This is a genomic window from Caldicoprobacter algeriensis (genome assembly GCF_023838525.1).
GTDB classification, from domain to species: domain Bacteria; phylum Bacillota; class Clostridia; order Caldicoprobacterales; family Caldicoprobacteraceae; genus Caldicoprobacter; species Caldicoprobacter algeriensis.
In genome coordinates this window covers 16,420-29,838 of record NZ_JAHUQD010000009.1, presented here as the reverse complement: position 1 = coordinate 29,838, position 13,419 = coordinate 16,420, and the positions used below count along the sequence as shown (strand labels likewise).

The following is a 13,419-nucleotide window of genomic DNA, read 5'->3' as shown; positions in this document are numbered from 1 at the left end:
ATTTTCAGATGGCGTTCATAACAATTATATCAAAAAAGTACTATCAGAACACGCATAAAAATGACAATTTCACTACTTAACCCATAAAAGTAAGCGCCTTAAAATTCACACAAAAAACCTCTCCAGCATCACCTCATAGCTGGAGAGGCTTAAAAATCACTCTTCCTCCTTTACCAGGTCTCCACGAATCAAAGCCTCCAGGTCATCCAGCATCTTGTTCACCTGGCTCCTGGACACTACAAATTCAGCCTTTCCACTGCGGAATACAGCGTAGAAATCATTATCGTATGGCACGTAGTTCACATGAACCTCTCTCCTTGAGCCCTTATTCAGGAAGAAAGTGGTTTTCACTTCGGGATTCTCCTCTGCCATTTCCCTATCGATTTCGGCATCTACCAGTATGCCAATCAGGCTCTGATAAAACTTCTTAAAGGGCTTTTCCTCTACTTCCTTGCCATCTACCATGTATGTGGTAATAACCTCGTCTTCCTCCCCTTCCTTCTCAGCTTTTTTGGTTTGCCTGGTAAGGGTAAGAACATGGGTTTTACCGCGCCCCTCTATTGTGATCTTATCCACATTATCGATGTTGACTATATACGCAAATTTATCCACAATGTCAAATGGCTTTGTATCAAGTAGCTCCGTCTTGCTCTTCTCCATAGTATATACCGAGTTAACGTCAGCGGTCTTGAAGTACACGCTTTTACCGTCGTCCGTATCTTTTCCAAAGTACAAATGAAGCGTGTTTTCTTTGTCCTTGACGATGAGCTCGGCCACCGGGTCATCCAAACCATACTTAGAGAGGTCCTGTGGATTATCCTCTACAAACTCTTTGATGGCATTGCTGGTAAGCGAAGATATACCATCCAAAACTTTTTGGAACTTATCGGCCGATACCCCCATTGGCTCATTGTAAGGCTGGGTCATCCTCCACAGGCTCAGGCCAAACTGGGCTTCATCCTTCGATTGCTCATCATTCATCTCTATTTCAATGGTAGGCTTACCCTTTTTAGCTATTTTAAGGTAGGTCAGCTCTTGGGTTTTAATCTCAGTCAGGTCCTTTTCACGCACATCCGAAAGCTTATAGCTAAAATGCTCGCCATGATTCATCCACACCGAATAAACCTTTGGGTCCCCATCAGCCATCAAATAGTAGGTATTGCCTGCCGGCGTCTTGTTGCCGAGATACAATACCTTCTGGGTGCCGTCCTTCAGAAAAGCTCTGGCAACAACAGCCGGCTTATCCAAGCCGTACACCGATAGGTCTTTAGGATTTTCCTCTATTATCCTCTCGGCATACAGGCTGGCAAAGCTGTAAGCTATATCATCGACGCTTGTCTGGTCCAAAACCACAGGATGGGGATAGTCCACCGTCCACTTGTCATCCTTCTTTTCAAACGTCAAGGTAGTCCCATCCCGTGATTCCAGCACCATTTTGACGATGTCCTCTTTGGGTACTTTACATATCTCTAAGGTTTTATCATCCTCGGCCTGCTTTTTTGGCCGGTTGCTCACGTAAAAATACGCACCAACCAGCACTGCCAGCACCACCACAAGAGCAAGTATGCTTCGCTGTCTCTTCTTCATAGATGCCTCCTCCTCAACCATACTGTAAGCCCTGAAGCCAGCACGATGAGAGGAATCAATATGACAACTATACCTGAGAATATAAGCTGCTGATAAGCCGATATTCTAAGACGTGAGGTTGTCAAGCTCTTGGGCCGTATCGATATGTTCTCCTCCCTGTCCTGCAGCCAGTTAAGGCTGTTGAGCAGGAAATTGACGTTGCCCGGCACCTGCGAAACCAGCTGGCTGTTTAGCAGATTAGTATTGGCTACCACTACCAGCCTAGTCTCCTTGGTCTCGTTATCCTCGTATATCTTATCCGTGATGGCAACCGCAATGTTAAACGGCCCTTCCAAATCCCCCTCTTCTTTCTCTATGGTAGTAGCCTCCAGGTTGGTCTTGGCCCATGCCTTGTCTGAAGTGACCAGCAACGGCTCTATCTCCAAAGTCCGTCTCTTCATCTCAAGTACCTCTATGCTCTGCGACTGGGGCGCAAACACGTACATCTGTCCGGATTTAAGCGGACTTAAAATGCTGTGGCTCTCCATGTTGGGTATTATATAAAGAGGGTTGCCGGGATAATGCATATTGGCATCCCCCTCTACCACCACAACTCTCTGCAGTGCCACACCATAGCTCTTGAGCAGCGACTCAAAGTTGGGCAGCTCCTCATTCAAATTCTGTATAAAGAATATCGCTCTACCCTGATTTTCTAAATATTTCCTAATCTTTTCCTCTTCCTCTTTTGTAATATCCCTCTTGGGCGAAAGTACTACCAGAGCATGTGCCTTCTCGGGCACCGAATCTTGGGTAACAAGGTTTAAATCCTCTATAGTGTAGTTCTCCAATTCAAGCTGCTTTCTCACATCGTAAGGAATTGAATCCTCACCGTGGCCTACCAGCGTATATACCACAGGAAGCTCTTCAGTCGTCACATACAATATAGCCCCTGTGAGGCGCTGCTCCACAGCCAGAGACTGAGCATACCACTGACCAGAATACTGGTTGTAGCTATAGTTTACCAGGTCATAGCGATCGATCACCTTGAACTTGTCTCCGCTCTCTACGATCAAGCTTCCGGCATTCAGCGATTCGCCGCCTTTTTCGTACTTTGTAAGCAACTGCGGATATCTCTCGGGATCAACAGTAGTAAAGCTAATCCTCTTTGAGCGTTTTTGATAGCGCTCTATGATTTCTAGCACCGTCTTATCTTCCTCACCAGTCTCATAAAGGCCGATGATCTTGACATCCTGTTTGAGGTTATCCAGCACCTTATTGGTCTGCTCGGACAGAGAGTACATCTGGTTTTGCGTCAGGTCAACTTCCCAGGGGATCTGGTCCACAATCAGGTTGATGATTATGGCAATTGCAATGACAACAGCCACCATCAAAGTAGCGTATCCGCCGTATTTGAACTTCTTGCTTTTAAAGGATTCCTTTACAGATCTAAAATTGAATCCAAGAAACTTCTTCATTTCGTCTCCCCCTTCTGGTTAGCTCCACCTTCTCTTTTCAATTACCCGTACAGTCAAGAATAGAAATACAGCTGAAAAGGTAATATAATAAACAATCGGGCTTAAGCTTAAAATGCCCATCATAAAGTTTTCATACCTCTTAAGCAAAGAGAACCACTCAAGGGTCCTCACAATAAACCCGTCAAAGAAGTATTCGTTGGCAAAATATACGCCTGCTATAATACCAAAGCCGATGACAGCAATTGCAACGCTTACAAATATGTTCCTGGTGGTAAAATACACCAGCGCTGCCACTCCTACTACCAGGGCACATGCAAATACTATGCCTGAAATCCTATCGGTCGGAAGCCCCTGTATGACCCAGTCCAAAATCCATATGAACAGCAGCGCGCTGAACGTTACAACCGCCGCAATTACCTGATTGTCAGTTAAAGAAGAGATGAACAATCCTATAGATATGAAGGCCGCACCCAGCAGGAAAAACCCAATATATCCACCAACTATTTCCCAAACGGCAATGGTTCCAAAAAAGCTCAAAATAACAGGATACAAACATGTGATCAACAGGGTGAGCAAAAATACGGCTACAGCCGCAAAATACTTGCCCAGCACTATTCCAGTAACGCTCAATGGGCTGGTAAGCAGCAGCTGGTCAGTCTTCTGCCTGCTCTCCTCCGACATCAACCTCATGGTAAGAACCGGCACCACTATCAAAAACACAAAGGTTATGCTGCTCAACACGCTTATATAATCCGGGCTCGCGGTGAGCAAATTGGAGAACGCAAAGAATATGCCGCATATCAGCAGAAAAAAGCCCATGAAAATATACCCTGTTGGCGATGCAAAATACGCTTTTAATTCCCTCTTGAATACAGCCAGCATCAGGAAACCTCCCTTTCCTCAGTTGTTACTTGCAGGAATATCTCCTCAAGCGTCAAATCGACCGACCTCATATAAAGGATGGGGTATTCTGCCCGGCTCAAAGCATAAAACAGCGGCCTTCGTATATCGATATCCCTTTCAGCTTCCACCAGTATGTCCACCGTACCGGGCTCTTTAACCCCCTGTACCTCAGCGTTTTTGACACCCTCAAGCTCCCTGACCAGCTTCAATACCTGCTTTTCTGGCCCGGCCACCCGCAATGAAAGCCTACCTGAGCTGCTCAAACGTTTGGATAGATTCTCTGGCGTATCGCTTGCCACGATCTTGCCCTTGTTTATTATTATTACTCGTCCGCACACCGCGCTCACTTCCGGGAGGATATGCGAACTCAATATGATGGTGTGCTCTTTGCCAAGCTCCTTGATGAGGCTTCGAATCTCTATAATCTGTTTGGGGTCAAGGCCCACCGTCGGCTCGTCCAATATAAGGACAGGCGGCGTGCCGATCAAAGCCTGTGCCAGCCCTACTCTCTGCTTGTATCCTTTAGAAAGGTTCTTTATGAGCCTTTTGCGCACATCACCTATTTTGACGAGGTCCATGATCTTTTCCATGCTCCTCTTCTTGGTTGCCCTGTCTATCTTCTTGATATCGCTCACAAAATCCAGGTACTCCTGCACCGTCATGTCCATATACAGCGGTGGAAACTCGGGCATATACCCTATCCTCTTTTTGACCTCCTCGGGCTCTTCCAGAATATCAAAGCCATCCACTTTGACGGTCCCTTCGGTCGCTGAAATGTATCCGGTTATAATGTTCATTGTCGTAGTCTTGCCAGCACCGTTTGGCCCCAAAAAGCCCAGTATCTCACCTTTTTCAACGGTAAAATTGATATGGTCTACCGCTACGTGCTGGCCATACCGTTTGGTCACGTCTATAACCTGAATCAATTATATCCCCCCTGTTTGCGATTTTAAATGATTATACTTCAACCATTAACATTATATCAAAAGTTTGTACCCAGTGTATGAACAAATTGTGAATTTTGTGCGCTATCGCACGCTCTTGATCATTGCAACAACTTCTACACACAGATATGCAATCACAATGACCCCTGAGGCTATAGCAGGCAGCATATCCTTTATAGAAAGGCCTTTCATCTCGTCAAACATCAAACTGCGTACGCTCTCTTTGCCATATGTAATGCGATTAAATGAGGTTACGCAGGCAACAAAAAGACCTAAGCAGAAAAAGGTTATTATACCCCATACAGCCATGGCGGCAGCCAGCAGTTCAGGCGGCATCTGCTCCACATTTTCCGGTACCGCTATCCCATCCCCCAAGTACCGTTGTGCAAATTCCTGAAGAAACAGAAACGATATGGACAGGGCATTTTGTGTAAAATGATACAGCACTCCGGCAAAGATGGAATTGGTACGCACAACCACATAGCTGATCATAATTCCTAGAAATATGATAGCGGGCAGATTCACTAGATTCAGGTGAAGCAGCCCAAAGAGTACACCGCTTACAACTATGGCCGTCAATGCCCCAAACCGTTCGTAGCCTCTCAAGATCACCCCCCTGAACAAAAACTCCTCAACCAAAGCGGGCGTCACAGCCATGGCTATTATGGCCATCATGTACTGCCTGCCCGTCTTAATTGGCGGAAAAACCGGCTCAACAGGGTTACCAATGCGGCTGAGTATCGAATACCACAACATATTAATAAACCCTACAATTGCGTATCCGAACACCGCCATGCCTAAAACCAGCAGCAGCTCGACGCCCCTTATCCCATTTATCCTGGCCACCCGTTTTATATTCATCTTGGAAACAAGAAGATATATCAAAGGCGGAATGCCTATCACCGCTACTTCCATGATAAGAGTAGCAATAAGCCAGCGCTCTGTATTCATACTCTTGGGGCTAAAAAGGTCAAATACAATGCTGGATATCGCAATCATCAATACCAGCACAATAAGGTAGAGAGAGTTACTCCCCAGGACAGTGGGCCACCTCTGCTGTCCATCATCAATCCGTTCATCATCACATAAACTCATAGATTACCCCTCCCCCACTCAATAATCATCTATAGCTCGGGCTTTGGCTGTAATACCATGGTAACAGTACGCCTTCTCCCTCCTCTTATGACCTCTATGCTGACCCTATTGCCCACTTTATATGAATAAATTGCACTCCTAAGGTCAAGCATCTTGGTGACCTTCCTGTTCCCCACACGGGTTATGATATCGTCAACTCTAACTCCTGCCTTATAAGCCGGTCCTCGCTCATCGATATCCACCACATATACCCCTTCCTGTATGTTCTGATCTTGCTTGAAGTAACGGGCCATCTCCCTGTCAAAACCCACTATCCCAATATACGGAGTAACAAACGAACCCTCTCTTATGAAGTGTTCGATAACCGGCTTGGCAACGTTGATGGGAATGGCAAAGCCTATGCCTTCAGCGCTGGTCACCTTAATGGTGTTGATGCCCACCACTTCACCTCTCATATTGACCAACGGGCCACCGCTGTTGCCGGGATTGATAGAAGCATCAGTCTGGATAAGGTCTTCCATAAAATTTTGTCCGCGCTCGGTTGGAACCTGTACCGTGCGGTTGAGCGCGCTGATGATTCCAGCCGTTACAGTATGCTGAAACTGCAGGCCCAGCGGGGTACCAATGGCAATGGCGGTATCCCCCACTTCCAGCTGATCGCTGTCCCCCAGGGCAGCAGCCGGTAAATTTTCAGCGTCCACCTTTACGATGGCCAGGTCCAGAGTAGGGTCGGACCACAGGGTACGTCCTTCCAGCTCATCACCGTTTTCAAGTATGACTGTTATATGGGTGGGATTGCCCCCTGCTACGTGGTCATTGGTTAGGATATAGCCTGCGGGATGCACGATGACGCCCGCCCCCACCCCTTCTATTACCTCGGTATCATCCCACACCGTGGTTCTGGCAGTATGTACAGTCGAAATCCCCACTACCGATGGAATCACCTTTTTCACAACTTGAGATATAGAGGTTCTATCGACAGCGTTCTTCTGCTGAATGGGAGCCGGTGCGAGTTCTTGCTGTGTAATTTCCCGCTGTGAAAGCTCTCTCTGCCTCTCCTCATAGTCATACTTTTCTTCAGGAGACACAGACCAACCCCACCCACAGGCATTGGTCAAAAACAAAATCTCAGATAGTACAACCATTAAAGCAGCAATCCTTATCCCTTTCACGAAATTTTCCTCCTCGTCCTCCCTTTTGAAGTATCACCCCCATCCCCTTTGCATTTTTAGGATTACTCTATATGGTAAAAGCTGCTTATACCGTTGCGGTACGTCAAATCTATCACCACGTCTTTCCCCGGCTTAATGCCGTTTGAAACAAGTATACTGGTCACCGTCTCATAGGCTAGCGCAGGCAAATTATTCTCTTCGCTCAAGTGCGCCAGAAGCACATACATAGTTCTATCCTTAAGCATTTCTACCAAAGCCATACCGGCCTGCTCGTTGGACAGGTGGCCATACTTCCCCATAATGCGCTTTTTAAGAGGCCATGGATAAGGCCCCATCTGCAGCATATGTACATCATGATTTGCCTCCAGCAAAATCAAATCCGAATCCTGTACCATCTTAATTATGCTAGTGTTAGTATGCCCCAAATCGGTGACAATACTAATCTTTTTATTGCCGTTGTAAAAGCAAAAGCCCACAGGCTCAGCCGCATCATGGGGTACAGCATAGGATTGAATATTTATATCATTTATATAAAAATCCATGCCGGTATAGAATATCCGAACGTTATGGGAAGCGATATCTCCTACCTTTTGCTGCATGGCTTTCCAAGTCTCCTGGTTGGCATATACGGGTATGTCAAACTTCCTTGACAGCGTCCCTGCACTCCTTATATGATCGACATGCTCGTGAGATATAAGAATCGCATCCAGGTCGTACGGTGACACATCAATGCTTTGAAGAGCATCAAGGGTATCCTTCAAAGCCAAGCCTGCATCTACCAATATGTTTGTGCAGCTGGTGCCTATATAAGTAGCGTTGCCGTCACTCCCGCTGGAAAGCGAACATACCCTAAACCCCATCCCGTCCATCTCTCCCTCTTTTGTTTAGTCAAGCTATCGTCTTTTATAGCACATCAGCAGCCGCGCCCTTTTACAGCCCTCAATAGTACTCCAAAACGGCTCCTTGCATACCGTTCCGAAACAACATCAACAAACGCCAACCACTGCTTATTATAATACATAACGGGGATGCATTGCTATTGATTTTATCAAAAAACCTTTTCATCCCTGCAAGATGGCCACCACCATACACAAAGTTGCCGTTTGTATTTCCCACATAAAACTGCTAGAATATAGACAAGTCACTTTAATAAATTCGAAAGGAGGACGGCGTTTTCTTCTTCCGATTTTCAAAAATTTTTGCCTTTACGCCGTAAAACCATGAAAGAAATACATGTAAGCAAGATAATCGATACTATCGCACGCTTGTGCATAGAAGCCTGTTATAACGTGGGGGATGACGTAAAAGCCCTGCTCGAGAAAGCCAGGCAGCATGAGGCCTCACCCCATGGGAAAAACATCCTGGATCAGCTGCTCGAAAATCTTCGCATAGCCCATGAGCTAAAACTGCCCATATGCCAGGACACAGGTATGGCTGTGGTGTTTCTTGAAATCGGGCAGGACGTCCATATAGTCGGAGGAGACCTTTATGAGGCAGTACATGAAGGGGTGCGTCGAGGATATACAGAGGGGTATTTAAGAAAATCGGTACTCTCCCCCATAACGAGAATAAACACTGGCGATAACACCCCCGCCGTCATTCACACCGAAATGGTCCCCGGCGATAAGGTCAAGATAACAGTCGCACCTAAAGGTTTTGGTAGCGAAAACATGAGCCAGCTCAAGATGCTGAAACCCTCCGATGGCCTGGAAGGCATAAAAGAGTTTATATTGCAAACTGTAATTGACGCCGGAGGTAACCCCTGCCCTCCCATCATAGTGGGGGTTGGAATAGGTGGCACCATGGAAAAGGCGGCATATATGGCAAAGAAGGCGCTGCTGCGCCCAGCCGGTCAGCATAATCCGGATCCGCTGGTAGCGCAGCTGGAAGAAGAGATGCTGCAAGCCATAAATAACACGGGCATTGGCCCTCAGGGGCTGGGCGGGACGGTAACAGCACTGGCTGTGCACATTGAAACCTACCCCACACATATTGCAGGCCTGCCGGTGGCGGTAAACATACAGTGTCATGCCGCGCGGCACAGCGAAGCCTTGCTGTGACCGGTATTTTGGTACAAACGCAGTCATATTCAACAGGAGGTCAATCCCATGGAAACAAAAAAGATCTTTCATGCGCCGGTAATCCATGAAGAGCTCAATTCCCTAAAAGCAGGTGACACAATATATTTGAGAGGCAGCATAATCACCGCGCGGGATGCAGCGCACAAAAGAATATACCAGCTACTGCAAGAAGGCAAACCGTTGCCCATCGAGCTAAAGGACCAGGTGATATACTACGCTGGCCCATGCCCGGCAAGGCCGGGCCTCATCATAGGCTCCTGCGGCCCCACCACCAGCAGCCGGATGGATGTATACACTCCCTTGCTGCTTGAACATGGGCTCAAAGCCATGATAGGAAAGGGCCCTCGTTCTGCTCAAGTAATCGAGTCCATGATAAAACACGGTGCAGTGTATCTGGCAGCGGTAGGCGGTGCCGGTGCCCTGATCGCCTCGTGTATTAAAAAAGTGGAGGCAGTGGCCTTTGAGGACTTAGGCCCCGAAGCCATTTACCGGATGGAAGTCGAAGACATGCCTCTTCTGGTAGCTATAGATGCCCGAGGCAATAATTTATATGAGATAGGTCCTCGCCAATTTGCACGTATATAGATACTGGCACATAAACGGACTGCAGCACGGAATTATAGCATGCGGTTATCGAAACGCTATTGTTTAGACGATACGTCAAAATACAAGCGGTCCATCCGTCAACTCATAAAAAGATGAGCCATACACCCATTTCCATGTACGGCTCATCTTATCTTAAACATGCCTTATAATTACATTTTTGGACTCCATACTCCTCAGTTTGCAATTAAATACATCGGCATCTGCCTTCAAGCTTCACAACTCAACACGCCTTTTAGAATACGTCAATTGCCAACCAACTTCAGCCTGGCTATTTTGTCGTTCTGGTCGCTGACCCTCTCAATATCGGCTCCCAGGCTGCGCAACTTTTCTTCCAAACGCTCATATCCCCTGTCTATGTGCTTGACGTTTGTAACCTCAGTCACTCCCTCGGCTATCAACCCCGCAATGACCAAAGCTGCACCAGCCCGTAAATCAGTGGCTTCAACCTGCGCACCGGTGAGCTTTTCAACCCCTTCAATTATGGCATTTCTGTCCTCTACTTTTATGACTGCTCCCATACGGCGCAGCTCTTCCACATGGCGATATCTGGACTCCCACACATTCTCGGTAATGATGCTGGTACCCTCTGCCACGCTCAACAACACCGACATGGGCTGCTGAAGATCGGTGGGGAATCCCGGATAAGGGAGGGTCTTGATGTTGGCCTTTCTGGGGCGTCCAGTACCTATTACCCTTACATAATCGTCTCCTTCTTCCACATACATACCCATTTCAAGCAGTTTAGCTGAAACGGCTTCAAGATGTTTGGGTATAACCCCTGTTATCTTTACATCCCCTCGCGTGGCAGCAGCGGCAATCATAAAAGTACCCGCCTCTATCTGATCAGGTATTATGGTATATTCACATCCGTGCAGCTTCTCTACACCTTTTATTTTGATGGTATCAGTACCCGCACCTTTAATGTTGGCGCCCATCGAGTTTAAGAAGTTTGCCACATCCACCACATGGGGTTCCTTGGCCGCATTCGCTATGGTAGTGGTACCTTCCGCTTTGACAGCGGCCAGCATTATATTGATGGTGGCGCCCACGCTCACCACATCCAAATATACCTCATTGCCCACTAGCTTCTCCGCATATGCCTTTATAAGCCCGTGACCTATAGACACATCAGCACCCAGTGCCTGAAACCCCTTGATATGCTGGTCCACAGGACGCGCCCCTATCTCACAGCCGCCGGGGAAAGCCACCTCTGCCCTGCCAAATCGTCCCAAGAGCGCTCCCAGAAGATAATAAGAAGCTCTCATGCGCCGGACCAAGTCATAATTTGCCCGGCAGCTGCTGACTCCGGCTGCATTTATGGTTATACGCCCTTTAGGCTCCAGAGTCACCTGCGCCCCCATCTGCTTTAGAATTTCGGCTAGCATTATGACATCATCGATGTATGGCAGGTTATCTATCACACAGGTTTCGTCGGTCAGCAAAGCAGCGGGTATAATAGCCACCGCGGCATTTTTGGCGCCACTTACCTTTACACTACCTATTAACCTTTTCCCTCCACGTATTACTAACTTCTCCAACTATGCGTTCCTTTCCCACCCCGGAAAGGAACTTCACCTCCTACCCTATACCGACTGAACCTGCAATTGCTATACATGGAATCAATTTCACTTGTTATTTTACCACAATATTTTGTTTTTTAAATTTAAATATAGTTACATTTATGTTAACTTCAGTTAAAAAACCAGGTTTGTCCAATTTTTACACAAAAAAATATTGTTGGCATCAATGACCACAGCCGCTGCAGCTGCAACAACTGGAACCGGAACATCCACCAGAACCGGAAGAACTACTGCTCATCCCGAAATAACACTTGCCTTCATAGATCCGCTTTAGGTCATTGCTTCCGCATTCCGGACATTTTACCTTATCCAAATTGCCCCCAAACACCAGCTCTTCAAACTTCTTTCCGCATTTGTTGCACTGGAAATCCAGCAAGGCCATATCCATCTACCCCTTTTAGTTAAGTAGATTTTTAACATTATAAGTATAGCGCTTTTTAGTCAAAAAATCAAATAGAATAAAATGGATTTTCCCTACCAATTTAGCGATTTCAAGCGTTTTTTGAAAAAGTCCTTCCACGATTTTCCTGTCACTTCCTCGCAAGCCTTTATCAATTGAGCAGCAGTTGCATTTTTAAACTTATTATCCTCATAATACCTCTGCAGAATACCGTAAAACTTTTGATGGCCTGCAGCCTGGCGAAGGTCATTGAACAGGCTGGCCCCTTTTCCATATACTACCAAATCATATGTAAGCCAGTCAGTAAATCTATAAACCGGTTGATCGATTGTATGTTCTAGCCCCTGAACATGATATTTTTGTAGGTAGGAACATTTACCATTGACTATGACGTTTTCATAAACTTCTTTCCCCATATCCTCGCCATACCTGTTTTCATAGTAAAGTATCGTTGAATATTCGGTCAGCGCTTCATCCAGCCATGCTTCATCTATCTGGTCATTGCCCACCACTGCATACCACCACTGATGCGCTGTTTCATGTACCGTAACATACTCCAGCCATTGCTGGTCTCGGCCATACAGGCTTTGGTCTATCATGACGAGACACGGATACTCCATACCCCCTACAAAGAAATCCGACTGCACTACCGCCAGATGGCTGTAAGGATATCTCCCAAAACGGCGATTGAAAATCTCAATGGCCGCTGCAGCACAGTCTAGGGCTTTTTCTCCTCCACCGCTGCTGTCCGGCAAAAAATATGAGTAGACCATGATGCCATCCACGCTGCGGGATACGACTTCAAAGCCTTCACTGGCAATCCAGGCAAAATCCCTAACAGCCAGCGCTTTGAATTCCCATACCTTATAATCTCCCTCAGCCTTTACGTTGATAGCTTTCCCTGTAGCGGCTATGGTGTAACCAGAAGGTGCTTCAATCTTCACCTGGTAATTTGCCGCATCGCTGTAAAACGGGTCCCCCACTGGATAATAGGGATCGATATTCCATCCGGTATGGTCATATACACATGCAATGGGATACCAATTGGTAACGTTGAAGGTGTGCTGTCCATATCCAAACCTGCCAATGCAATTGGGAAGCTTTACGGTATATACCATATCAATTTTAGCCATTTGGCCAGGTTTCAAAGGCGTCTCTAACACAATGCTGAGTATATCGCCGCTATAACCTCCAATGTTGAACTCAACCGGATTCCCATTTACCATAACCTGTTCTATATCAAGCCAGCCAGGCGAAAAGCCATTTGGATATGCCCTTCGCTTCTCCTCAGCAAAAAAAGGAATGCGCTTTTCATCCCTGAAGGCGTTGGGATAAAGGTGAAAATAAAGCCTGTCAAATTTCACATCATGGTTGTTTCTATACTCCACCGTTTGTGTACAGCTGAGCTTTGCCTGCTCGGGGTCAAATACAGCAGCTATACGATACCAGTTTAAACCCGCGCTGGCTTTCAACAGCTCTGCATCGGCTCCCGGCCGTGCAATGCTGCCATAGTATAACAATCCCGCCCCCGCCACCAGCATGCAGGCCAATATTACAAGTATAAGCCGTTTTAGAGTCTTAACATCCATACTTTGCT

Annotated in this window: 12 protein-coding genes; 2 read left to right on the top strand and 10 right to left on the bottom strand. The window is 46.7% G+C overall.

Annotated features, from left to right (window positions below; translation table 11 throughout):
- Positions 1-156: 156 nt before the first annotated feature.
- From KVG29_RS06980 to KVG29_RS06950, 7 genes are all read right to left on the bottom strand, one after another.
- Positions 157-1,587, bottom strand: a complete 1,431-nt coding sequence (locus KVG29_RS06980) for a DUF4340 domain-containing protein (RefSeq protein ID WP_252227526.1) — start codon at positions 1,585-1,587, stop codon at positions 157-159.
- Positions 1,584-3,041 (bottom strand): GldG family protein, encoded by a 1,458-nt coding sequence (locus tag KVG29_RS06975; RefSeq protein ID WP_252227525.1) that lies wholly within the window; start codon positions 3,039-3,041, stop codon positions 1,584-1,586. Before KVG29_RS06975 ends, KVG29_RS06980 begins: the two co-directional genes overlap by 4 nt.
- Positions 3,042-3,059: 18 nt before the next feature.
- Entirely contained in the window at positions 3,060-3,923 is an 864-nt protein-coding gene (locus KVG29_RS06970; RefSeq protein WP_252227524.1) for an ABC transporter permease subunit, read from the bottom strand.
- Positions 3,923-4,870 carry an ABC transporter ATP-binding protein gene (locus KVG29_RS06965; protein ID WP_252227523.1) on the bottom strand — a complete coding sequence of 316 codons (948 nt, stop codon included), beginning with the start codon at positions 4,868-4,870 and terminating at the stop codon, positions 3,923-3,925. Before KVG29_RS06965 ends, KVG29_RS06970 begins: the two co-directional genes overlap by 1 nt.
- Before the next feature lie 102 nt (positions 4,871-4,972).
- Positions 4,973-5,983, bottom strand: a complete 1,011-nt coding sequence (locus KVG29_RS06960) for a type II CAAX endopeptidase family protein (protein WP_252227522.1) — start codon at positions 5,981-5,983, stop codon at positions 4,973-4,975.
- Positions 5,984-6,012: 29 nt separating this feature from the next.
- Complete coding sequence (locus KVG29_RS06955; RefSeq protein WP_252227521.1) at positions 6,013-7,155, bottom strand: S1C family serine protease; 1,143 nt, start codon at positions 7,153-7,155, stop codon at positions 6,013-6,015.
- Between the two features lie 62 nt (positions 7,156-7,217).
- A complete protein-coding gene (locus tag KVG29_RS06950; RefSeq protein WP_252227520.1) occupies positions 7,218-8,015 on the bottom strand; it encodes an MBL fold metallo-hydrolase in 798 nt (265 codons plus the stop codon).
- A 360-nt stretch (positions 8,016-8,375) separates the two neighbouring features.
- Here KVG29_RS06950 and KVG29_RS06945 point away from each other — a divergent pair, with 360 nt between their 5' ends.
- Both KVG29_RS06945 and KVG29_RS06940 read left to right on the top strand, forming a co-directional pair.
- A complete protein-coding gene (locus KVG29_RS06945) occupies positions 8,376-9,215 on the top strand; it encodes a fumarate hydratase (protein WP_252227519.1) in 840 nt (279 codons plus the stop codon).
- A gap of 48 nt (positions 9,216-9,263) precedes the next feature.
- Positions 9,264-9,821, top strand: a complete 558-nt coding sequence (locus tag KVG29_RS06940; RefSeq protein WP_252227518.1) for a Fe-S-containing hydro-lyase — start codon at positions 9,264-9,266, stop codon at positions 9,819-9,821.
- A 263-nt stretch (positions 9,822-10,084) separates the two neighbouring features.
- Here KVG29_RS06940 and KVG29_RS06935 read toward each other — a convergent pair whose 3' ends face one another.
- The 3 genes from KVG29_RS06935 to KVG29_RS06925 all read right to left on the bottom strand — a co-directional run bounded on the left by KVG29_RS06935 (position 10,085) and on the right by KVG29_RS06925 (position 13,411).
- Entirely contained in the window at positions 10,085-11,380 is a 1,296-nt protein-coding gene (locus KVG29_RS06935; protein WP_252227517.1) for a UDP-N-acetylglucosamine 1-carboxyvinyltransferase, read from the bottom strand.
- Positions 11,381-11,585: 205 nt separating this feature from the next.
- Positions 11,586-11,804 (bottom strand): FmdB family zinc ribbon protein, encoded by a 219-nt coding sequence (locus tag KVG29_RS06930; protein ID WP_252227516.1) that lies wholly within the window; start codon positions 11,802-11,804, stop codon positions 11,586-11,588.
- Between the two features lie 92 nt (positions 11,805-11,896).
- A complete protein-coding gene (locus tag KVG29_RS06925; protein ID WP_252227515.1) occupies positions 11,897-13,411 on the bottom strand; it encodes a M1 family metallopeptidase in 1,515 nt (504 codons plus the stop codon).
- Between the last annotated feature and the right edge of the window lie 8 nt (positions 13,412-13,419).